Here is a 20,431-nt window from a genome sequence, read left to right as displayed (position 1 = left end):
ACTTTCTCGCCCTGCCGGGCCGCGGCAATTCCGGGCCAGATCACTGGATGTCGCATTAGTGCCGGGCGTTCCCCAATTCGAGTCGAGTGCTGCAGGCCGAATGGGACAGGCCCAACCCTGAGGACTGGATCGGCCGGGTGGACGCAGCGATTGCCGCGGCACCTCGGCGCGTGGTGCTGCTTGCGCACTCACTGGCGGTGGCGACGGCGGTGAAGTGGGCGGCCGGCGCCAGCGAAAGCCAACTCAACAAGGTTGCGGGCGCATTGCTGGTTGCCGCAACCAATGTCGAGAATCCTGATCCTTGCTTCGACCTTGTTCGTCCATTTGCGCCGATGCCGCTGAAACGCTTGCCATTTCCGACCTTGGTGGTGGCAAGCCGCACCGATCCGCGCGTCACCTTCGACCAGGCAACGGCCTTCGCCGCTGCCTGGGGCGCGGACCTCGCCGATGCCGGCGATCTCGGCCATATGGGAAACGAGACCCACCTCGGCCTTTGGCCGGCGGGCCTGCTCATGCTCGGCCGCCTGCTGGAAAAGGCCCGGCTCTAACAGGCTTCCGAAACGCTCAGGCCTTGCCGGGAACGGTCCTGATCACCGTGCCCCATGGATCCTCGCGGGTCGTTGCATCGGTCACGTTGTCCGAACGCATTTCGACCCAGGCCAGGCCGGACCGGGACGGATCGCGACGACCGGCGCCGGCGCTCTGCCACGCATTGGCGCCGATGTGGTGGTGGTAGCCGCCTGACGACAGGAACACCGCCGCACCGCCATATTTCGCCACCGTATCGAAGCCGAACTCCTGGTGCCACCACGTCTCAGCATCTTCCGGCCGACCGACGCGCAGGTGGACGTGGCCGATGATGCTGTTGTCCGGCATGCCCTGCCAGCCGGCATCGCCGGCCGGCACTTCTGCGACGACAGAGGGGATATTCATCCGTTCGGTCGCCATCGCCACCTTGTCGCCATTCCATTTCCAGTCCTCATGGCGGCGGTCGGCATAGATTTCGATACCGTTGCCTTCAGGGTCGGTCAGGTAAAGCGCCTCGCTGACCAGATGGTCGGAAGCGCCGTCGATGCCGATCTTGTTGGCGATGGCGTGATTGATCCAGCGCCCGAGATCGGCCCGGCTGGGCAGCAGGACGGCAGTGTGGAAGAGGCCGGCGCTGCGCGGATCGTCGGGTTTCGCCGCTGCATCCGCTTCAATGTCGAGCAAGGGACGATTGGCAGCGCCGAGCGTGATCGTGCCGCCGGCGCGGCTCAGTTCCCGCAGACCGACGACGTTGCGATAATAGGCGGCGAGATTTTCGGCATCACGCGCCCGCAACCCGACGCGGGCAACGCTGACCGGGGTCGTGGCAGCAAAAGGCAGTTCGCTCATCAAAATCTCCGTTTGGGCAGCCGTCGACGAGATCCCCAAAGCCAGGATCCCTGTGCCACCGATCATTGTACGTCGTGTCAGTCCCAAAATCCTGGTTTCCCCTTACACGCCCGTCTCTTTTCCTGATGACAGATCGTCGATCGCGATCGTTCACACAAGGCGGCAAGAAGCGAACATGGTGTTCACTATTCGTGATTAATCGCACCGATAATCGCGGTTGCACGAAACCGTGTCGCTCGCTACATGCGCGCCATGAAAGTCAGGGATGCAGACATTCTCATCGTGCCGGGCTACACCAATTCCGGCCCCGACCATTGGCAGAGCCGCTGGCAGTCGAAATTGTCGACGGCGCGCCGTGTCGAGCAGGCGGAATGGTCGAAGCCGGTGCGCGAAGACTGGACGGCGAGCGTGGCGAAGGCGGTCAACGAGGCCGAACGGCCGGTCGTTATCGTCGCGCATTCGCTGGGCGTCGCCGCCGTAGTCCAGGCAATGCCGCAGTTCCAGCGCCGGGTCGCCGGAGCCTTCTTCGTGGCGCCGCCCGACGTCGCCAATCCCAAGATAAAACCCAGGCACCTGATGACCTTCGGTCCCTATCCGCGCGAGCCGCTGGCATTTCCTTCGGTGGTGATCGCCAGCCGCAACGACCCGTTCTGCACGTTCGAGGTGGCCGAGGACATTGCCGGAGCCTGGGGCTCGCTGTTCATCGACGCCGGCGATGCCGGTCATCTCAATGCCGATTCCGGCTTCGGGCCGTGGCCCGAAGGATCGATGACCTTTGCCAAGTTCCTGACGGGTCTTTAGGATCCGATCGAGTCCCTCACGCTCTTCAGCAGGGTCTTTGCCCCCAGACCGATCAGGGCATGCTCGGAGCCCATGGCCAGCAGCCGGTAGCCCATCGACACAACACGGCCGGCGATGGCCGGCTCGACGACGTAAATCGCGGCATGCTTGCCTGCCTTGCGTGTCCGCTCGGCGATCAAGGCGACGGTTTCCAGCATGCTTTCGAGCGTCGAGTTGACGGTGGCGCCGTTCGACCAGGCAATCGAGAAGTCCGATGGGCCGAGGAAGATGCCATCGATACCCGGCGTGTCGAGGATGCCGTCGAGCGCATCGAGGGCGGCGCGCGTTTCGACCATGGCGAAGGCCATGGTGCGCTCGTTGCTGTCGCGCAGCCAGTCGGCATAGTCGCCCTTGCCATGACGCGGAAAGGCATAAGTCGGGCCCCAGGAGCGCTCGCCGAGTGGCGGGTACTTCATGGCGGCGGCAAACAGCCGCGCGTCCGCCACCGAATTCACCATCGGCGCAATCACCGCCTCGGCGCCGAAATCGAGCGCGCGGCTGGCCATGTCGAAGCGGCCGACCGGAATGCGCACCAGCGCCGGTTTGTTGGCGGCCAGCACCGGCCCAAGGCCGCGCAGCACGCTGTCCTCGTGATGTCCGCCATGCTGCATATCGAGGGTGACGGCATCGAAACCCTGTCTGGCAAGAATCTCGACCGTCAGGGCATCAGGCACGCCGGACCATGCGGTGCACAACGTTTCATCGGCCGCAAGGCGTGACTTGAGGGACATGGGCGCCTTCCTTAATCGCTCTCGCATCGGCCCAAAATCGCCAAGCCCGACGCGAGGAGTCAAAGTTTGAGAGCGTACTTTGTGCGTCCGAATGGATGCATGTCGCTCTAATGCAGTTCAGCCGGAAACAGCTGCAAAGGCAAAGAAAAACCGCCCGGAGAGACAGGGCGGTCGATTGGTCCAGCGTATCGATTGGCTCAGAGCAAGGATCAGGTGTTCTTGATCTGCTCGATCGCCTGCGCCATCAGATCGTCCATGGTGCGGCGAATCTGATGGTCCGACTGGACGACCCCGGCCTCGTCGAAATCCTTGCGTATCTTGCGGAACACGTCGTGATCGCCGGCTTCCTGGATGTCGGCGAGGACCACCTGCCTGGCATAGGCTTCGGCGTCGTCCCCGGCCTTGCCGAGCTTTTCGGCGGCCCACAGGCCGAGCGCCTTGTTGCGGCGGGCCGCGGCCTTGAACCGGAGCTCCTCGTCGATTGCGAACTTGCGCTCGAAGCCCTCCTCGCGATCTTTCATGCTGCTCATGGCATCCCTCCGGTCAAATCCGATTCGTTGGCAGTTGGAATATGTGTATTGCCGCAGCACAAACCAAAAGCCCGCGGGCCGGTCAATATGGTATGTCACTTGCTGCGCTGCGGCATTTCATTCCCGAAAGCGGTTGATTGAAAGGATTTGCCGATTGAGCAAACAGTGCGATTGGGATAGACACCGGCATTGAACCCCTACCGTTGCCGCACTAATTTAGGCAGACGGACAGGAACTGGCCGCTTGCCGCCTGCCCGGAAATCCAGAGAAAAGATCAGATGAAAAATCGCCGCCGCATTTATGAAGGCAAGGCCAAGATCCTCTATGAGGGCCCTGAGCCGGGAACACTGATCCAGTTCTTCAAGGACGACGCGACCGCTTTCAACAAGAAGAAGCACGAAATCGTCGATGGCAAGGGCGTGCTCAACAACCGCATTTCCGAGCACATCTTCAACCATCTCAACCGGATGGGCATTCCGACTCACTTCATCCGCCGGCTCAACATGCGCGAGCAGCTGATCAAGGAAGTCGAGATCATCCCGCTCGAAGTGGTGGTGCGCAATGTCGCCGCCGGTTCGCTGGCCAAGCGTCTTGGCATCGAGGAAGGCACCGTGCTGCCGCGCTCGATCATCGAATTCTATTACAAGGCCGACGCGCTCGACGACCCAATGGTGTCTGAAGAGCACATCACCGCTTTCGGCTGGGCGAGCCCGCAGGAGATCGACGACGTCATGGCGCTGGCCATCCGTGTCAATGACTTCCTCTCCGGCTTGTTCATGGGCGTCGGCATCCAGCTCGTCGACTTTAAGATCGAGTGCGGCCGCCTGTTCGAGGGCGACATGATGCGCATCGTCGTTGCCGACGAGATCTCGCCGGACTCCTGCCGTCTGTGGGACGTGGCGACCCAGGACAAGCTCGACAAGGACCGTTTCCGGCGTGACATGGGCGGGCTGGTCGAAGCCTATCAAGAAGTCGCCCGCCGCCTCGGCATCATGAACGAAAACGAGCCGCCGCGTCCTGCCGGACCAGTGCTCGTCGCCTCTACCGATGGCGTCAAAGGCAAGCCGCACTGAGATTCTTCGCCGCTCAACACTTCGAACAGGAGCATGTCCAGCGTGATCAAGGCCCGCATTACCGTAACCCTCAAGAATGGCGTGCTCGACCCGCAAGGCAAGGCGATCGAGCATGCGCTGTCCGGGATGGGCTTTGACGGCGTCGGCCAGGTGCGGCAGGGCAAGGTCTTCGACGTCGAGCTCTCCGAGAGCGACAAGATCAAGGCCGAGGCTGATCTCAAGGCGATGTGCGACAAGCTTCTGGCGAATACGGTCATCGAGAATTACGCAGTGGAGATCGCCTGAGGTGAAATCAGCCGTCGTCCTCCTGCCTGGCCTCAACCGCGACCGCGACATGATCGCGGCGCTGACCAAGATTTCGGGAACGCCGCCGGTCACGGTGTGGCAGACCGACACCGAAATCCCCGATGTCGACCTGATCACCATTCCGGGTGGCTTCTCCTTCGGCGACTATCTGCGCTGCGGCGCCATTGCTGCGCGCATGCCTGTGATGCGGGCGGTCGCCGAAAAGGCGGCCAAGGGGGTCATGGTCATCGGCGTCTGCAACGGCTTCCAGATCCTGGTAGAGGCCGGCCTGCTGCCGGGCGCCTTGATGCGCAACACCTCGCTTAAATTCGTCTGCCGGCAGGTCAAGCTGCAGATCGCCAACGCCAACACGATGTTCACCCGCCGCTATCAGCCGGGTCAGATCATCCGCTCGCCGGTGGCGCATCACGACGGCAATTACTTTGCCGACGCCGAGACGCTTCGCAGGCTCGAAGGCGAAGGGCAGGTCGTGTTCCGCTATGCCGAAGGCACCAACCCCAACGGCTCGATCAACGACATTGCCGGCATCATCAACGGCCAGGGCAATGTGCTCGGCCTGATGCCGCATCCCGAGAACCTGATCGAAGCAGCGCATGGCGGCAGCGACGGCCGGGCGCTGTTCGAAAGTGTCCTCGGCGTCGCCGCTTGATACCTTCAGCGCTCATCCCTTTTCCCAACTCGAAATAGGCGCCGCCTGACCATGAGACAGACGATTGCCCGCCTCGCTCTCGTCGCCACCGCCGGCCTTGTGCTCGCCTCCTGCCAATTGAAGCCGAAGAGCGCACCGGCGCCTTCGGGCAAGAGTGCGGCGCTGCTTGCCATGGAACAGGTGGCGATCGCCGCCCACAAATGCTGGATCGCCAGCAAGGATCCTGCCTTCAAGCCCTATCAGATGGCCAACGAGCTGAATTCGTTCACCGGCACGCCGCGCTTCCTGCTGGTCCCGGTCAAGCATTATGGCGCAAAGCCGTTGCTGGTCGTGCAGGCTCAAGGCAATTCACGCCGCATCGACGTATACGGTCCGCTGATGAACGAGCCGCTCGGCGCACGCATCGGTTCGGACATCGCGCGCTGGCAAACAGGCAATCCGGCCTGCGGTGCGGCTGCTTAGGCTGTGAGCCGCTTCCTGCAGATATCAGGTCTGGTCATAGGCCTGGCCGGGCTTGTCCTGCAAATCTGCATCACCATTCCGGCGTCGATGGCAGCCGGCCGAAGTTTTGTTGGCTCGCTGGTCTTCTACCTCAGCTTCTTCACCATCCTGACCAATATCGGCGCGGTGCTCGTGCATGCTTCGCTGCTGTCACCCGGTGGCCACGCCTGGTTCCGGCCTTTGCCGGGCCGCGGATGCGAGCCGGCGTGGCGGTTGCCATAACCCTGGTCTTCATCATCTATGCCACGGTCCTGCCGCAGCTTTGGCAGCCGCAAGGCTTGTTCCTGCTCTGCGACGTTCTGCTGCACGATGTGACGCCGGTGCTTTTCGTGCTGTGGTGGTTTGCGGCAGGCGCCGACGGCTCGACGCGGTGGCGCGACATCTCCTGGTGGATGATCTATCCAGTCGCCTATTTGGCCTATGCACTGGCGCGGGCGCCGATATCAGGCGAAGTGCCCTACCCGTTCCTCGATCTCGCCAAGAACGGCGTCGCCAGCGTCGCCGTCTCGGCGCTCGGCATCACCGGGCTTTTTCTGGTGCTGTGCATAGTCGCCGTACTTGCAGACCGCGGCGTCTCACGGATGAGGAGCCACGGTAACTATCAAGGCACGAAAAGGCGTCCTAAGACCGCGTCTTCTTAAGGATGCACACAAGCTTGATGCATCTTTCAGTCCCAGAACCGCCTCAGACCCTCTCGGTGGGCCTCGCAGCGCGAGATGCCGATATCCTTGAGCTGATCGTCGGTCATCTCCAGCAATGCCAGCCGGCTTCGCCGGCGATCCAGCAGGCTGCCGATCCGGCTCGCGAGTGACCTGACCGTGCGCACCAGGCGACGGACATAACCTTGCCGGCCCGACGGACCGACTCCGAGCAATTCAGCTCTCGTGTAACGGATTGTATCGATTGCAGCCATTTTCTTGCTACCAGAATTCGAGATTGTACCCTTTTGTTGCGAAATCCATATGTATTGACTCTCAATTCGGTGCAATATAGAAAATTGTCACCATGACAAATTGGCTACCCGACCTTACGTCCGGCTCCGGACCCCTCTACCAGCGGCTTGCAGATTCCATAGAAACCGACATCGACCGCGGCGTGATCGATGCGGGGGCAAAACTGCCGCCGCAACGCGACCTGGCTTATGACATCGGAACAACTGTCGGCACGGTCGGTCGGGCCTACCAATTGTTGCGCGAACGGGGGCTGGTGAGCGGCGAAGTCGGGCGCGGAACCTATGTTCTGGGCCGGCATGAGACCAAGACCGATCTGCTGGCATCCGACCCACATGTGGAAGGCACGCGCTATATCGATGCGCCTCGCGGTAAGTTGCGCTTCGACAGCACGGCTGCGCCGGATATTGGCCAGGGCGCCATTGTCGCCGATGTGCTCTCGCGCACGGCGCAGGACCATCCGTATGAGATTTCAAGCTATACGCGGGATTTTCCGGACCGCTGGTTCGAGGCCGGTTGCAGCTGGCTCTCGCGAAATTCGTTTCGCCCGAGCCCTGACGGCATCGTACCGACGCTCGGCACCCATGCGGCGGTTATGGCGGCGATTGCCGCGCTCACCACGCCTGGCGACTATATCGTCTTCGAGCACCTCACCTATTCGCAGATCTCACGCAGCGCCGGCCTGATCGGCCGCCGGACCGCGCTGGTGACGTCTGACGACGAAGGACTAGACCCAGAGGATTTCGAGCGCGTCTGCGCGCAAAAACATCCGAAAATGATGTTCCTGATGCCGACGGCCAAGAACCCCACACTGGTGACGCTGTCGGCAACACGCCGCGAGGCGATCGCGCGCGTCGCGCGCGAATACAATGTCATCCTGATCGAGGACGATCTCTATGGCGATCTGACCGACGACCCGACCCCGCTATTGGCCGAATATGCCCCCGAACGGACCATCGTTGCCGGCGGCCTGTCGAAATCCGTCGCGGCTGGTGTTCGCGGCGGCTGGCTCGCCTGTCCACCGGCCTATCGCCACCGGATCCGGGTCGCTCACAAGATGCTGACGGGTGGGCTCCCCTTCCTGCTGGCGGAAGTGTGTAGCCGGCTGGTTCTGTCCGGCCAGGCCAGCGAGATGCGCAATCGCAGCATCGTCGAGATCAACGCGCGCATCGCGATCGTGCGCGAGACGCTGGCCGGGTTCGACTTCAAGGCAGTGGACAATGTGCCCTTTGTCTGGCTCACCCTGCCTGATCCATGGCTTTCCGGCACCTTCAAGAATGCCTGTCTCGAACATGGCGTGCTCATCGACGATGAGGACGAGTTCAAGGCGGGCCGTTCCGAGCAGGTTTTCCACGGCGTGCGTTTTGGCGTTTCGCAGCCGAGTCGGCGAGAGGACATCGCGGGCGGCGTCGGCGTGATAAGGCGGCTTCTCGACGAGGGCCGCGCCGGATACGACAGTTTCTCCTGAACCGGCTTGAAACCGGCGGGTCGAGTGGCGATCTTTCGCTAGTTGCTGCCCCTGTGGCTTTCCATCGTTTTTCGGCGCTTGATGGGTGTATCGGCCTTCGCGCTTGCGATAAGAGGGGATTCGACCCCAAGGATATAAATTGCCGCCCATGACCATTTCCAATTCCGTGCCGATCACTCCGGAACTTATTGCCGCGCACGGGCTGAAGCCCGACGAGTATCAACGCATCCTCGACCTGGTCGGGCGCGAGCCGAGCTTTACCGAGCTTGGCATCTTCTCGGCGATGTGGAACGAGCATTGCTCCTATAAATCCTCGAAGAAGTGGCTGCGCACGCTACCGACCACCGGACCGCAGGTCATCCAGGGACCGGGTGAGAATGCCGGCGTGGTCGACATCGGCGACGGCGACTGCGTCGTCTTCAAGATGGAGAGCCACAACCACCCCTCCTACATCGAGCCCTATCAGGGGGCGGCGACCGGCGTCGGCGGCATCCTGCGCGATGTCTTCACCATGGGCGCGCGGCCGATCGCGGCGATGAACGCGCTGCGCTTCGGTGCGCCGGACCATCCCAAGACCAAACACCTCGTTGCCGGCGTCGTTTCCGGCGTCGGCGGCTACGGCAATTCCTTCGGCGTGCCGACGGTCGGCGGTGAGGTCAATTTCGACGCGCGCTACAATGGCAACATCCTGGTCAACGCCTTCGCGGCGGGGCTCGCCAAGACCGATGCGATCTTTCTGTCGGAGGCGAAGGGCGTCGGTCTGCCGGTCGTCTATCTCGGCGCCAAGACCGGCCGCGACGGTGTCGGCGGCGCAACCATGGCCTCGGCCGAATTCGACGACAAGATCGACGAGAAGCGGCCCACCGTTCAGGTCGGCGACCCGTTCACCGAAAAATGCCTGCTCGAAGCCTGCCTCGAGCTGATGGCGTCCGGTGCCGTCATCGCCATCCAGGACATGGGGGCTGCCGGTCTCACCTGCTCGGCGGTCGAGATGGGCGCCAAGGGCGACCTCGGCATCGAGCTCGACCTCGACAAGGTGCCGGTGCGCGAAGAGCGCATGAGCGCCTATGAGATGATGCTGTCGGAGAGCCAGGAGCGCATGCTGATGGTGCTGCGCCCCGAAAAGGAAAAGGAAGCCGAGGGGATCTTCCACAAATGGGGCCTCGACTTCGCCATTGTCGGCAAGACCACCGACGATCTGCGCTTTCGCGTGCTGCATCAGGGCGACGAAGTCGCCAATCTGCCGATCAAAGACCTTGGCGACCAGGCGCCGGAATATGACCGTCCCTGGGCCGAGCCGAAGAAGCCGGCGCCCCTGGCTGCCAGCGATGCCCCACAAGCGGACATCGCCGAGGCTTTGTTGAAACTGCTCGACGGACCCGACCTTTCATCGCGCCGCTGGGTATGGGAGCAGTACGACACGCTGATTCAGGGCAATTCGCTGCAGCTTCCGGGCGGCGATGCCGGCGTGGTGCGCGTCGAAGGTCATCCGACCAAAGCGCTCGCCTTCTCGTCCGACGTGACGCCGCGCTATTGCGAGGCCGACCCTTACGAGGGTGGCAAGCAGGCGGTGGCCGAATGCTGGCGCAACCTTACCGCCACCGGCGCCCTGCCGCTCGCGGCCACCGACAATCTCAATTTCGGCAATCCGGAACGGCCCGAAATCATGGGCCAGTTGGTCGGCGCCGTGAAAGGCATTGGCGACGCCTGCCGTGCTCTCAGCTTTCCGATCGTCTCCGGCAATGTCTCGCTGTACAACGAAACCAACGGGCAAGGCATCTTGCCGACGCCGACCATCGGCGGCGTCGGACTGATCGCCGACTGGTCCAAAATGGCACGGATCGGCTTTGCCGCCGAGGGCCAGATGATCCTGCTGGTCGGCGCGCCGTCCATGTGGGGAACGCATCTCGCGCAGTCGGCCTACATGCGCGACATTCATGGCCGCACCGACGGCCCGCCGCCGCCGGTCGACCTCGACCATGAAAAGCGCGTCGGCGACCATGTACGCGCCCTAATCGCCTCCGGCGTCGTTACCGCTGCACATGACGTTTCCGATGGTGGCATTGCGGTCGCGCTGGCCGAGATGGCGATGGCGTCCGGCATCGGCGCGACCGTCCCCGGCCTGGTCGGGACCGATCCGATCCCGGTCTGGTTCGGCGAGGATCAGGGCCGCTATCTCTTGACGCTGTCGATCGATCCGCAGAGCGATGAATGGGATGCAATTCGCGAACAGCAAAGTAAGCTCGGCATCTTTGCGCCGTGGATCGGCTCGACCGGCGGTAGTGACCTGAAACTCGGCGAGGCACGGGCGATCCCTGTCGGCGAATTGACCGCTGCCCACGAATCCTGGTTTCCTCGCTTCATGGGAAATGAGCTCGTGGACCCGTGATATAATCGAGTGGGGCCGTTTGGGTGGTCCATCCGCCATTTCGATCATATCTATGAGATCACGACCTGAACAAGGAATCCTCGCATGGCAATGGATGCGCACGACATCGAACGGCTAATCAAGGAAGGCATTCCGGACGCCAAGGTGACGATTCGGGACCTGGCCGGCGACGGTGACCATTATGCGGCCGAGGTGGTGGCCGAGAGCTTTCGCGGAAAAAGCCGCGTCCAGCAGCATCAGATGGTCTATGACGCATTGAAGGGCAATATGGGCGGCGTGCTGCACGCGCTCGCTTTGCAGACCAGCGTGCCGGACTGAGGGTTTCGCCTCCAACCCCTCGTCACTTTTTCGCCGAGACGGCAATGATCGGCCCTGCAGGATAGTTTCCGCCGACGATCATCCTCTCGCCATTCGACAGCGCCGAAACCACGCCGTCGAAGAAAAGTGCGTTGGGGCAATGCAGCGCATCACGGAAGAGGCGTGCAAAGCTGCCGAGACTGACTTGCGAGCGTGAGATCGCCAGCACGACCGTGTCTTCGTCACGCACGCCGACGCCATTGCGGATGTGACGCGACGTGCCGTTCGCCTCGAAGCGAGGATGAAGCCGGCCGTCGATCACCAGCATCGGGCCGGATTGCGTGGCGAACGCCACGTCCGGCTTGGCGGCGGCATAGGCGTTCGTTTCCATGACCGCCGCCAAGCCGTCGTTCCGAACCAGGAACACGCCATTCGGCTTCAGGAAGAAATTGCCTTCGCTATCAGCGAGGTTGAGCGGCGCCATCTCGCGACCATTTTCGACGAGAAGGCCGACCGGCGTCAGGTCCTCATGATACATGCCGGCGTTCATAGCGAGCAGCACCGGCCTGCCCTCGCCCGACATCGCCCTGTCGAATTTGTCCAGCGAGCCGAAGACCTTGCCGTCTGCGCCGGCGTGGAAGACAGCAACGTCGTAGCTGCGAAGATCGATCTCGCAGACGATATAGGGGATCGCCTCGAAATTCAGGTCCCGGCATGGCCCGGGCAGTTTGCCGCCGACGGTGACAGGCGGATGCTCCGATGGCCTGAACCACCAGATCAAGGCCAGCGCAACGAGCAGAACACCAATCAGGATTGCCGCGCTAAGTCGCCTTTTCATCGCTTCCTTGGGGAAATAGCTGGCCGATGCTCTTGGCCCAATATCAGGCCATCCTTTGCGCCATTTGCGTGACGATGCGGCAAACGTCTTGTTTCGGGCAACCTATGGGTTTATTTGAAGGGCATGTTTCGAGCCCGACTCTCGCGGGCATGAAAGGATTCTCCATGAGCGGTATCAACGACTACATCGACAGCGAAGTGAAGGGCAACGACGTCGTTCTCTTCATGAAGGGCACGCCCGGTTTCCCGCAATGCGGATTTTCCGGTCAGGTCGTGCAGATCCTCGACTACATCGGGGCCGACTACAAGGGCGTGGACGTGCTGACCTCGGCCGAGCTGCGGCAAGGTATCAAGGAATACTCCAACTGGCCGACGATTCCTCAGCTCTACGTCAAGGGTGAATTCGTTGGCGGCTGCGACATCATCCGCGAGATGTTCCAGGCAGGCGAACTTCAGACGTTCCTCGTCGAAAAGGGCGTGAGCGTCAAAGGCGCCGCCTGACGAGCACGTCGGCCACTTCGACAAGCTGATTACCTCCCCGGTGTCGGGGTACAAGACGAATGAATGCGCCGGTGCGCCGGCGCTTTTTCGTTTGAAGATCGGACTTTGCCGTGGATCAGCATGCACAAGCGCCGCAACAGGCAGGTACCTTGCCTATTCCGCGCTGGGAATTCATCGCTCTGTGCGCGGCATTGATGGCGCTCAACTCGCTAGCCATCGACATCATGCTGCCGGCGCTGCAGCAAATCGGCGCCTCGCTGGGCGTGGAAAATGAAAACCACCGCCAATATGTGATTGCCGCTTATATTCTGGGCTTTGGCGGCGGACAGCTGTTCTTCGGACCGATCTCGGACCGCTTCGGACGCCGTGCTCCGCTCGTCGCAGGACTGGTGATCTATGTCGCAGCGGCGGCTGCTGCGGCAATCGCCCCGACATTCGCCACCCTTATCCTGTGCAGGGTGGTGCAAGGCATCGGCGCCGCGGCCACACGCGTCATCGCCGTCTCGATCGTGCGCGATACGTTCGACGGCCGGCGCATGGCCGAAGTCATGTCGCTGATCTTCATGGTTTTCATGGCAATTCCGGTGGTGGCCCCCGGCATCGGCCAGTTCATCATGCTGTTCGCGACCTGGCACCTGATCTTCATCACCATGGCGGCCGGGGCGCTGATCGTGTCGGCCTGGGCGCTGCTGCGCTTGCCCGAAACGCTGCATCCCGAATATCGCAGGCCGCTGACGGCCGAATCCATCATCGGCGGCTTCCGCATCGTGCTGACCAATCGCATGGCACTTTGCTATGCCTTTGCCAGCACTTTTGCCTTCGGCGCAATGTTTGGCTTCATCAACTCGGCGCAGCAGATCTATGTCGGCGTCTTCGGCGTCGGCGAGATGTTCCCGGTGATTTTCGCAGGGATCGCCGGCGTGCTCGCCTTTTCGAACTATCTGAATTCGCGCCTTGTCGGCCGCATCGGCATGCGCCGCTTGTCGCAGAGCGCGCTGCTCTTGTTTCTGGCCATCAGCCTCGCCTGGCTGATCGTTTCCATCCAAATGAAGATGCCGCTCTGGCTTTTCATCACCTTCTTTGCCTGCGCGATGGTCCCGTTCGGCGCACTCGGTGCGAATTTCAACGCGCTCGCCATGGAGCCGCTCGGCCAACTGGCCGGCACGGCATCGTCCATTCTGGGTTTCATGCAGACCTTCCTCGGCGGCCTGCTCGGCACGCTGATCGGCCAAGCCTTCAACGGCACGGTGACGCCCTTGGCCGCCGGATTCTGCAGCGTTTCGCTTGGCGCATTGGTGATGGTGCTGATCGCCGAGCGCGGCAAATTCTTCCAGCCGCAAAACCAGCCGGTTTAATGCCGGACGCGCTTTAGGATGCACTCCCACTTGCTGCTGTGAAGCGAGGGAACAGCATACGCCCTGCGATCGCTTCACCCATGCTGTCCGAAACGGGCAGTGGCAGAGCCTTGTCAAGAGCCTCGAGGACGGAAGCCACGAAGGCCCGGTTAAGCGTGGCATCATTCCCTAGACGGGAGTAGGTGGCGCGAGGCTTGCCGATAAGTGTGCCGTTTCGGCGAATTGAGAACTGCAGCGTCAGGGTCATGCCCGCGGTACCGGGCGGCGGCTCCCAACAGGCGACGATCGCGGAGAACATCTCGTTTACGGTGTCGACGGGATCGGGACTGCGACATGCACGTTCCTGCGATCTTGCCTCGTTCGGACCGACAACCAAGGCCAGGGCAAGCGCCGGTGCGACAATTGCGGACCGAGGTTTCATTTCGGGTCTCCAGTTTCGCGCGGACAAATGTAATGTAGGCGAATTTTTTGACGAAAGCCTCCATCGATATCAGCCTGTCGTATGAATCTTTTCAGACGCGATGCGCTTTTAGTGACGCGCCATGCCGGCGTCGACATTCAACGTCTGGCCGGTGATCCAGCGCGCATCATCCGAGGCCAGGAACGACACCACGTCGGCGATATGTTCCGGCTGGCCCTTCCCCTTCATCGCCTGCAGCATCTCGACGAATCCGAACGCCTCGTTGTGCCGGCTCGCCTTGACGCCATCGCTCACCCGGCCGGCCTTGCCCGCTGCACGCATCTGGTCCGTTCCTGCGCGGCTGACGATAAAGGTGCCGGTCAGATTGACGTCGATGATCTTGCGCCAATGATCGAGATCGACATCGTCCCAGGCGACGAACGGCGCGATGCTGGCATTGTTGACCAGAATATCGATGCCCCCGGTCAGCGCCTGTATCTCGGCGAAGAGTGCCTTGACCGATGCAGGATCGGAAATGTCGGCGGCGATCGCCTTCGCTTTTCCGCCGATCGACCCGGCCGCGGTTTCGGCGCCTTCCGCCTTGATGTCGCTGACGATGACGGTCGCGCCATCGGCGGCCAACCGCGCGGCGATCGCCTTGCCGATGCCTTGTGCGGCCCCGGTAACCAGGGCGGTCTTTCCCGCAAGCCGTTCAGTCATGAAAACCTCCCTCAATTGTGATCTGGTGATTTTCTGGTTCACGGGTCGGCGTCGATAATGGCCAGCGCCGCGTCGATGCCTTTGCCGACCGCGAGTTCCTGGCCTAAAGCATTCATCGCGCCGCCAAGTGCCGTCAGCGCCGCGATCGCATAGATCGGCTGGGCGGTCGGGCCCATATGGCCGATGCGTGTCAGCTTGCCCAATGTTTCGCCGCGGCCCGACGAAAACACCACGCCGTAGCGGGCGCGCGCCGCCTGGCGAAGCGCCTTCTCATCAATGTCTTCTGGCGTCCGGACGGCAGTCGTGGTTGGCGATGCGATATTGTCGCTGGCGGCCCAGATCGACAGACCCATGGCGGCGACGCCCGCGCGCATTGCCTTGGCGGTGAGCGCGTGGCGCCACCATACCGCTGCCGGTCCCTCGTTGAGGTAGAGGTCGAGCGCGACGTCGAGCCCGTTCATCTCTGCGACGGACGGCGTGAATGGAAACGGCTTGTCCTTCGACCAAGCATGCTCCCAGTCGACGATGCTGAGCATCGACGCGCGTGGCGCCAGTGGATTTGCCTTCATCTTGGCCCAGGCGCGCTCGCTGACGCCCATCATCGTGAGGCCGGGAGGCGCGCCGAGGCATTTGTTCGGGCCGGTGATGTAGATGTCGGCCTTGCAATCCTCAGGATGCGTTTTCATGCCGCCGAAGGACGAAACGGCATCGACGATCAGATAGGCGCCATGCGCCGAAACCAGCGCGCCGATGGCGTCGATCGGGTTGATGGTGCCCGACGGCGTATCGTGGTGGCAGACGGAAACGATGGTGATTTCCGGATGCGCTTCCAGCATTGCCGCAACCGCCTGCGGGTCGATCGCCTCGTTGTAGGGCACCTCGATTTCGAGGAGTTGCGGCGAATAGCGCTTGGCCCAATAGCCAAACCCCTTGCCGTAGACACCGGAGGCAAGGTTGAGCACGACGTCGTCAGGCGTGATCAGAGAGGCTGCGGCCGCCTCTAGGCCAAGAACCGGCTCGCCATGGAGAATGACCGGCCTGTTCGACAGCCGCATTGCCTTCTGCGCCTTGTCGACCACACCCTCGTAAAAGAGCTGGAACGCTGGGTCGTAGTCGTAGAGCACGGTGCGGCCGAGGCCGCGCAGCACATCGGGATAAGCATTCACCGGCCCCGCGGTGAGCGTGATGACCGGTTCGGCGTGTTCGAGATAACGCATGGTCTTTGTCTCCGCATTGGCGGTCAGCCGTAGAATTGCATGCCGGTCCGATAGGTCTTGAAGTTTTCCATGTCGTGCGAATACCCATTCAGCCGCAAATCCGGGTCGACTACGGCGTCTGCATCCCCGCCCATCCTGCACGTGCCGGCAGGATGATGATGTGTGGAGACGGCTTCGACAACGTCTTCATCGTCGACGCGTTGCCGACGATCCCGAGCGGACCGATCAAAGCCGCGATAGTCGCCATCGCGGAACCTGGGCGTCAGCTCCGCCTAGTGCATAATCCCCCGGCCAGCCTATTCCGCCCAGAGCTCGCGGCGCAGTTCGCGCCAGCTTTCCTTGTTCGGCGCGACAAGAAGGCCACCTCCGACATGCGAAGGCAGATAGTCGCTGCCGTCGAAATGCGCTGCGTGACCACCTGCTTCGGCATGGATCAGCACACCGGCCAGGTGATCCCACGGCATCAGCTTGTTGTAGACGACGAAGTGGGCGTGGCCGCTCGCCAGCAGGCGGTATTCGTGAGCCGCGCAGCGATAGCCGAATTGCGACAAGGATTTCGTCTGGTTGCGCGCCAGCCGTGACCGTTCCGGCTCGGGCATGTATTGCCAGGACACCGCGCCGGTCATTTGCGAGATCGGTGCAGGCTCGGCGACATGCACCTTCTCCAGAGTGCCATGCGCATGCCGTATGTGGCTGCCAGCACCCTTGGCGCCGATCAGCCAGTCCTTGCCGACGGGATCGTGAATGATGCCGCCGACGGTCTCGCCCTTCACGACGACGCCCAGCATGACGCCGAACAGCGGCACGCCCGAGGCGAAATTGAAGGTGCCGTCGACTGGATCGATGACGAAGGCAAGATCGGCTTCGCCGAGGCCCTGGAGCAGCGCCGGGTCGTCGGAGCAGGCTTCCTCGCCGACGATCATCGCCTGGGGGTAGCGCTCACGCAGCCTGACGGTGATGAGCCGCTCGGCATTCACGTCGGCCTCCGTCACCAGGTCGGCTGCCGAGGTCTTCTGGCGGACCTCGCCCTCATCCAGCCGTCGAAAGCGCGGCATGATCTCGGCAATGGCGGCGTCGGACAGAAGCTTGGCAAGCCAGTCGATCGCGGTATCGTCAAATGTCATCGGGAACGTCTTGCCGTGTAAGGGTTTCGTTGAGGGCGGCGAAATCGAAGAGTTTGCGATCGAGCAGATGCGAAGGCCGCACATTGGTCATGGCGTGGATCATCGTGTCCTTGCGGCCGGGCATGCGCTTTTCCAAGTCGTCGAGCATCGCCTTCATCGCATTGCGCTGTAAGCCGTCCTGGCTGCCGCACAGATCGCACGGGATGATCGGGAATTTCATGGCGCCGGCGAATTTTTCGAGATCGGCCTCGGCGCAATAGGCGAGCGGCCGCAGCACCATGACGTCGCCGTCGTCGTTGAGCAGTTTTGGCGGCATGGCGGCGAGGCGCCCGCCATGGAACAAATTCATGAAAAAGGTTTCGAGAATGTCCTCGCGGTGGTGGCCGAGCACCAAAGCCGAGCAGCCCTCCTCCCGCGCGATGCGGTAGAGATGGCCGCGCCTGAGCCGCGAGCACAGCGAACAATAGGTGCTACCCTGGGGAAGCTTGTCGGTCACCACCGAATAGGTGTCCTGATATTCGATGCGGTGCGGAATGGCGTATGTGTTGAGATAATCGGGCAGAATGTGTTTCGGAAAATTCGGCTGGCCCTGGTCGAGATTGCAAGCCAACAGGTCGACCGGCAGCAGCCCGCGCCATTTGAGGTCGAGCAGCAAAGCGAGCAGGCCGTAGGAATCCTTGCCGCCGGACAAGGCGACGAGCCAGCGATCACCGGGCCTCGCCATCGAAAAATCGTCGATCGCCTGACGGGCGAGACGCAGCAACCGCTTGCGCAGCTTGTTGAACTCGACGGAGGACGGCACATCGGCAAACAGCGGATGAAAGCCGCCTCTGGCATCGGCGATCGGTTCGAGTGTTTTGGCGTCTGGCAGCATGTTCATGGCGCGTCGGCCTCAAAATCCTTGTTGCTGCCCGGATTAGCGCATCGGCCCGAAAATCGAAATCGATTTTCGGATGCCCAAAAGAAAAGGCCGCCTTCGACGGCGGCCTTCGGTTGTATTGCAGACGCAGAAATCGATCAGCGCGAATAGAATTCGACGACCAGGTTCGGTTCCATCTGCACGGCGAAGGGAACATCTGACAGGCCGGGGATGCGCCCGAAGGTCGCGGTCATCTTGTTATGATCGACCTCGATGTAATCAGGGACGTCGCGCTCGGCCAAGCCTACCGATTCCAGGACAATCACCAGCTGCTTCGACTTTTCGCGCACTTCGACGACGTCGCCCGGCTTGCAGCGGTATGAGCCGATGTTGACGCGCTTGCCGTTGACATTGATGTGGCCGTGATTGACGAACTGGCGAGCGGCAAAAATGGTCGGCACGAACTTGGCGCGGTAGACGACCGCGTCGAGGCGCGATTCGAGCAGGCCGATCAGGTTCTCCGAGGTGTCGCCCTTGCGGCGGTTCGCCTCTTCATAGACCTTGCGGAACTGCTTTTCCGAGACGTCGCCGTAGTGACCCTTCAGCTTCTGCTTGGCACGCAGCTGCAGGCCGAAATCGGAAAGCTTGCCCTTGCGGCGCTGGCCGTGCTGGCCGGGACCGTATTCGCGCTTGTTGACCGGGGATTTCGGGCGGCCCCAGATGTTTTCGCCGAGACGGCGGTCGATTTTGTATTTCGCGGATTCGCGCTTGCTCATCGCATTCCCTTTCAAAACAATACACCCGGAACCTCATGGTCCGGGTGAAGGAAACGCGCCCTCCTCTGGCCCCCGTTTTCGAGACCTGACAGGGTTTTCCCACGCAACGCGGCGGAAAACCCACGGGACACGTCATTTTACACAAGACCTGGGAAAATAGAGCGCTTCCCAAACGTCTTGCGCACATAAAGAAACCACCGAGCATTGCGGCCCGGTGTTGGTGGGCTGATTAAACGGAGATTTAACTGGTGTCAAGGTCGCGGCTGGCGTCGGTGATGGCCAGCGGATAACCATTCAGCCGCGGGCTGGGTGCTGGGCCGCGGCTATCCAACTATGGAATCGGACCCGACCTCCTGCGGATGCGGACGAGCGGCTAGTGCTTTGATTTCTTCTCGGGCAGGCCTTTACGCTTGGTCTCCGCGAATTCCTCAAGCTGCTTTTCACTCATCGATTTGTACATTCCCTTCGAAGCACCTTTGAGCTCACTCTTTTTGGTCTCGCCACGCTTGGCGGACAATGCCGCTCCTGCGGCTTTCTGCTGGGCTTTTGAAGTGGCTGGCATGATCGTTTCTCCCGTCTTGCAATGAGGGAAAAACGCACCGGTCCGGGTGATGTTCCCAGTATCAGGAAATCGCCAGCCCAAACCCCTGCATCAGGCGGCGAGTCGGGAAATCAACCCGCTTCGAGGTGAAGACAGCAAGGTCGGCGCCTTCCGGCAACGCCTCGCCGCGATTCCTGGCCTCAGTGCCCGCGAGCAGCGAGAGCGCCCGTCGCGCGATCGCCTCGGCGGGATCTAGCCAATCGACCGGCCAAGGTGCCGTCTTGCGCATGCGGTTGGCCAGAAAGGGATAGTGGGTGCAGGCAAGCACGACGATGTCGGTCCGCAGTTCATCATGTTCGACGAAGCACGGCGCGATCTCGGCACGCACCGCTTCTTCATCGACAAAGCCATCTCGCATATAAACCTCGGCCAGCCCCGCCAGATTGTCGCTGCCAACCAGGCGGACATGGCATTTTTGCGCCCATTTGCCGATCAGGTCGCGCGTATACTGGCGTTTGACCGTGCCTGGGGTCGCCAACACCGAAACCAACCCAGAGCGTGTGCGTTCCGCCGCCGGCTTGATCGCCGGCACCGTGCCGACGAAAGGGTGGCCGGGAAATCTTTCACGCAACGCATCGATGACCAGCGTCGAAGCAGTATTGCAGGCGATGACCGAGATGGCCGGCGAAAAACTGGCGAGCAGCTTGCCGAACAACTCCAGTACGTGTGCCCTCAGTGCCGGTTCCTCCCAAGCGCCATAAGGGAAAGCCGCATCGTCGGCGACATAGACGAAGCGGCGGTCGGGCATCAGCACGCGCGCTTCGCGCAGCACCGTCAGGCCGCCGATGCCGGAATCGAACATCAGGATCGGGCGGGCGCTTGCAGGATCGGTCATTGTCATTTGAGTCGCGAGGGAAGGCTGGGATTACGATAGAAGGCTGGGATTGCGAGAGAGGCTGGGGACCACGTCAGGAAGATGGTCACATTCGA

General features: G+C 61.9%; 25 protein-coding genes and 2 pseudogenes. 13 read left to right on the top strand and 14 right to left on the bottom strand.

All coding sequences use genetic code 11. The annotated features are described in order from the left end of the window. Positions 1 to 74 precede the first annotated feature (74 nt). A pseudogene (locus ACWUKX_RS08530) lies at positions 75 to 548 on the top strand (RBBP9/YdeN family alpha/beta hydrolase); the annotation flags it as partial. Positions 549 to 564: 16 nt separating this feature from the next. Here the strand turns inward: ACWUKX_RS08530 and ACWUKX_RS08525 are convergent. Further along, complete coding sequence (locus tag ACWUKX_RS08525) at positions 565 to 1,377, bottom strand: VOC family protein (protein WP_456005718.1); 813 nt, start codon at positions 1,375 to 1,377, stop codon at positions 565 to 567. Positions 1,378 to 1,629: 252 nt separating this feature from the next. Here ACWUKX_RS08525 and ACWUKX_RS08520 point away from each other — a divergent pair, with 252 nt between their 5' ends. Continuing rightward, positions 1,630 to 2,178, top strand: a complete 549-nt coding sequence (locus tag ACWUKX_RS08520) for an RBBP9/YdeN family alpha/beta hydrolase (protein ID WP_456005932.1) — start codon at positions 1,630 to 1,632, stop codon at positions 2,176 to 2,178. Here ACWUKX_RS08520 and ACWUKX_RS08515 read toward each other — a convergent pair. Together ACWUKX_RS08515 and ACWUKX_RS08510 are read right to left on the bottom strand one after the other, a co-directional pair. Beyond that, positions 2,175 to 2,948: an HpcH/HpaI aldolase family protein gene (locus tag ACWUKX_RS08515; protein WP_095521640.1), complete on the bottom strand. Its 774-nt coding sequence runs from the start codon at positions 2,946 to 2,948 to the stop codon at positions 2,175 to 2,177. The genes ACWUKX_RS08520 and ACWUKX_RS08515 overlap by 4 nt on opposite strands. A gap of 209 nt (positions 2,949 to 3,157) precedes the next feature. Next, on the bottom strand, positions 3,158 to 3,478 hold the full coding sequence (locus ACWUKX_RS08510; protein WP_456005716.1) for a DUF1476 domain-containing protein: 321 nt from the start codon (positions 3,476 to 3,478) through the stop codon (positions 3,158 to 3,160). Positions 3,479 to 3,756: 278 nt separating this feature from the next. On the opposite strand from ACWUKX_RS08510, the gene purC reads away from it, so the two are divergent. From purC to ACWUKX_RS08480, 6 genes are read left to right on the top strand one after another with little or no spacing between them, the layout of a single operon-like run. Beyond that, entirely contained in the window at positions 3,757 to 4,551 is a 795-nt protein-coding gene (gene purC / locus ACWUKX_RS08505) for a phosphoribosylaminoimidazolesuccinocarboxamide synthase (protein WP_023674725.1), read from the top strand. A gap of 42 nt (positions 4,552 to 4,593) precedes the next feature. Beyond that, complete coding sequence (gene purS, locus ACWUKX_RS08500) at positions 4,594 to 4,836, top strand: phosphoribosylformylglycinamidine synthase subunit PurS (protein ID WP_456005929.1); 243 nt, start codon at positions 4,594 to 4,596, stop codon at positions 4,834 to 4,836. Between the two features lies 1 nt (position 4,837). Beyond that, positions 4,838 to 5,506 (top strand): phosphoribosylformylglycinamidine synthase subunit PurQ, encoded by a 669-nt coding sequence (purQ, locus tag ACWUKX_RS08495; RefSeq protein WP_456005714.1) that lies wholly within the window; start codon positions 4,838 to 4,840, stop codon positions 5,504 to 5,506. 51 nt (positions 5,507 to 5,557) lie between these two features. Continuing rightward, positions 5,558 to 5,968 (top strand): hypothetical protein, encoded by a 411-nt coding sequence (locus ACWUKX_RS08490; protein ID WP_456005712.1) that lies wholly within the window; start codon positions 5,558 to 5,560, stop codon positions 5,966 to 5,968. A 3-nt stretch (positions 5,969 to 5,971) separates the two neighbouring features. Then, positions 5,972 to 6,229 (top strand): hypothetical protein, encoded by a 258-nt coding sequence (locus tag ACWUKX_RS08485; protein WP_456005709.1) that lies wholly within the window; start codon positions 5,972 to 5,974, stop codon positions 6,227 to 6,229. After that, positions 6,214 to 6,648, top strand: coding sequence for a Pr6Pr family membrane protein (locus ACWUKX_RS08480; RefSeq protein ID WP_456005707.1), 435 nt, complete (start codon positions 6,214 to 6,216; stop codon positions 6,646 to 6,648). Before ACWUKX_RS08485 ends, ACWUKX_RS08480 begins: the two co-directional genes overlap by 16 nt. A 26-nt stretch (positions 6,649 to 6,674) precedes the next feature. On the opposite strand, the gene ACWUKX_RS08475 is transcribed toward ACWUKX_RS08480, so the two are convergent. Continuing rightward, on the bottom strand, positions 6,675 to 6,920 hold the full coding sequence (locus tag ACWUKX_RS08475; RefSeq protein WP_095521644.1) for a DUF1127 domain-containing protein: 246 nt from the start codon (positions 6,918 to 6,920) through the stop codon (positions 6,675 to 6,677). A gap of 92 nt (positions 6,921 to 7,012) precedes the next feature. Between ACWUKX_RS08475 and ACWUKX_RS08470 the strand changes: the two genes are divergently transcribed. From ACWUKX_RS08470 to ACWUKX_RS08460, 3 genes are all read left to right on the top strand, one after another. Next, on the top strand, positions 7,013 to 8,425 hold the full coding sequence (locus ACWUKX_RS08470; RefSeq protein WP_455838213.1) for an aminotransferase-like domain-containing protein: 1,413 nt from the start codon (positions 7,013 to 7,015) through the stop codon (positions 8,423 to 8,425). Between the two features lie 148 nt (positions 8,426 to 8,573). Next, positions 8,574 to 10,814, top strand: coding sequence for a phosphoribosylformylglycinamidine synthase subunit PurL (gene purL, locus ACWUKX_RS08465; protein WP_456005704.1), 2,241 nt, complete (start codon positions 8,574 to 8,576; stop codon positions 10,812 to 10,814). A gap of 84 nt (positions 10,815 to 10,898) precedes the next feature. Then, the gene (locus tag ACWUKX_RS08460) at positions 10,899 to 11,132 is read left to right on the top strand and encodes a BolA/IbaG family iron-sulfur metabolism protein (protein WP_023674714.1); all 234 of its coding nucleotides are present in this window, start codon (positions 10,899 to 10,901) and stop codon (positions 11,130 to 11,132) included. 22 nt (positions 11,133 to 11,154) lie between these two features. On the opposite strand, the gene ACWUKX_RS08455 is transcribed toward ACWUKX_RS08460, so the two are convergent. After that, entirely contained in the window at positions 11,155 to 11,949 is a 795-nt protein-coding gene (locus ACWUKX_RS08455; protein WP_287339486.1) for a phosphodiester glycosidase family protein, read from the bottom strand. A 164-nt stretch (positions 11,950 to 12,113) separates the two neighbouring features. Between ACWUKX_RS08455 and grxD the strand changes: the two genes are divergently transcribed. Continuing rightward, complete coding sequence (gene grxD / locus ACWUKX_RS08450; RefSeq protein WP_029353656.1) at positions 12,114 to 12,449, top strand: Grx4 family monothiol glutaredoxin; 336 nt, start codon at positions 12,114 to 12,116, stop codon at positions 12,447 to 12,449. A 110-nt stretch (positions 12,450 to 12,559) separates the two neighbouring features. After that, positions 12,560 to 13,804, top strand: a complete 1,245-nt coding sequence (locus tag ACWUKX_RS08445) for a multidrug effflux MFS transporter (RefSeq protein WP_456005700.1) — start codon at positions 12,560 to 12,562, stop codon at positions 13,802 to 13,804. Between the two features lie 13 nt (positions 13,805 to 13,817). Here ACWUKX_RS08445 and ACWUKX_RS08440 read toward each other — a convergent pair whose 3' ends face one another. The 9 genes and pseudogenes from ACWUKX_RS08440 to murI form a co-directional block, all read right to left on the bottom strand. Continuing rightward, positions 13,818 to 14,225 (bottom strand): hypothetical protein, encoded by a 408-nt coding sequence (locus ACWUKX_RS08440; RefSeq protein ID WP_456005698.1) that lies wholly within the window; start codon positions 14,223 to 14,225, stop codon positions 13,818 to 13,820. 108 nt (positions 14,226 to 14,333) lie between these two features. After that, positions 14,334 to 14,924, bottom strand: a complete 591-nt coding sequence (locus tag ACWUKX_RS08435) for an SDR family NAD(P)-dependent oxidoreductase (RefSeq protein WP_456005696.1) — start codon at positions 14,922 to 14,924, stop codon at positions 14,334 to 14,336. 38 nt (positions 14,925 to 14,962) lie between these two features. Next, complete coding sequence (gene ppaT / locus ACWUKX_RS08430; RefSeq protein WP_456005693.1) at positions 14,963 to 16,141, bottom strand: pyridoxamine--pyruvate transaminase; 1,179 nt, start codon at positions 16,139 to 16,141, stop codon at positions 14,963 to 14,965. An 83-nt stretch (positions 16,142 to 16,224) separates the two neighbouring features. Then, a pseudogene (locus ACWUKX_RS08425) lies at positions 16,225 to 16,311 on the bottom strand (GMC oxidoreductase); the annotation flags it as partial. A gap of 126 nt (positions 16,312 to 16,437) precedes the next feature. Next, entirely contained in the window at positions 16,438 to 17,265 is an 828-nt protein-coding gene (locus ACWUKX_RS08420) for an inositol monophosphatase family protein (RefSeq protein ID WP_456005691.1), read from the bottom strand. Beyond that, positions 17,255 to 18,145 (bottom strand): tRNA 2-thiocytidine(32) synthetase TtcA, encoded by an 891-nt coding sequence (gene ttcA / locus ACWUKX_RS08415; protein ID WP_456005689.1) that lies wholly within the window; start codon positions 18,143 to 18,145, stop codon positions 17,255 to 17,257. Before ttcA ends, ACWUKX_RS08420 begins: the two co-directional genes overlap by 11 nt. Before the next feature lie 137 nt (positions 18,146 to 18,282). Further along, entirely contained in the window at positions 18,283 to 18,900 is a 618-nt protein-coding gene (rpsD, locus tag ACWUKX_RS08410) for a 30S ribosomal protein S4 (protein ID WP_456005687.1), read from the bottom strand. Between the two features lie 373 nt (positions 18,901 to 19,273). Next, a complete protein-coding gene (locus ACWUKX_RS08405) occupies positions 19,274 to 19,462 on the bottom strand; it encodes a DUF3008 family protein (protein ID WP_023717374.1) in 189 nt (62 codons plus the stop codon). A gap of 61 nt (positions 19,463 to 19,523) precedes the next feature. Further along, positions 19,524 to 20,336: a glutamate racemase gene (murI, locus tag ACWUKX_RS08400; protein WP_456005685.1), complete on the bottom strand. Its 813-nt coding sequence runs from the start codon at positions 20,334 to 20,336 to the stop codon at positions 19,524 to 19,526. Positions 20,337 to 20,431 lie beyond the last annotated feature (95 nt).

The organism is Mesorhizobium sp. f-mel, assembly GCF_053850215.1.
This window is presented reverse-complemented; position numbering and strand designations above follow the sequence as displayed.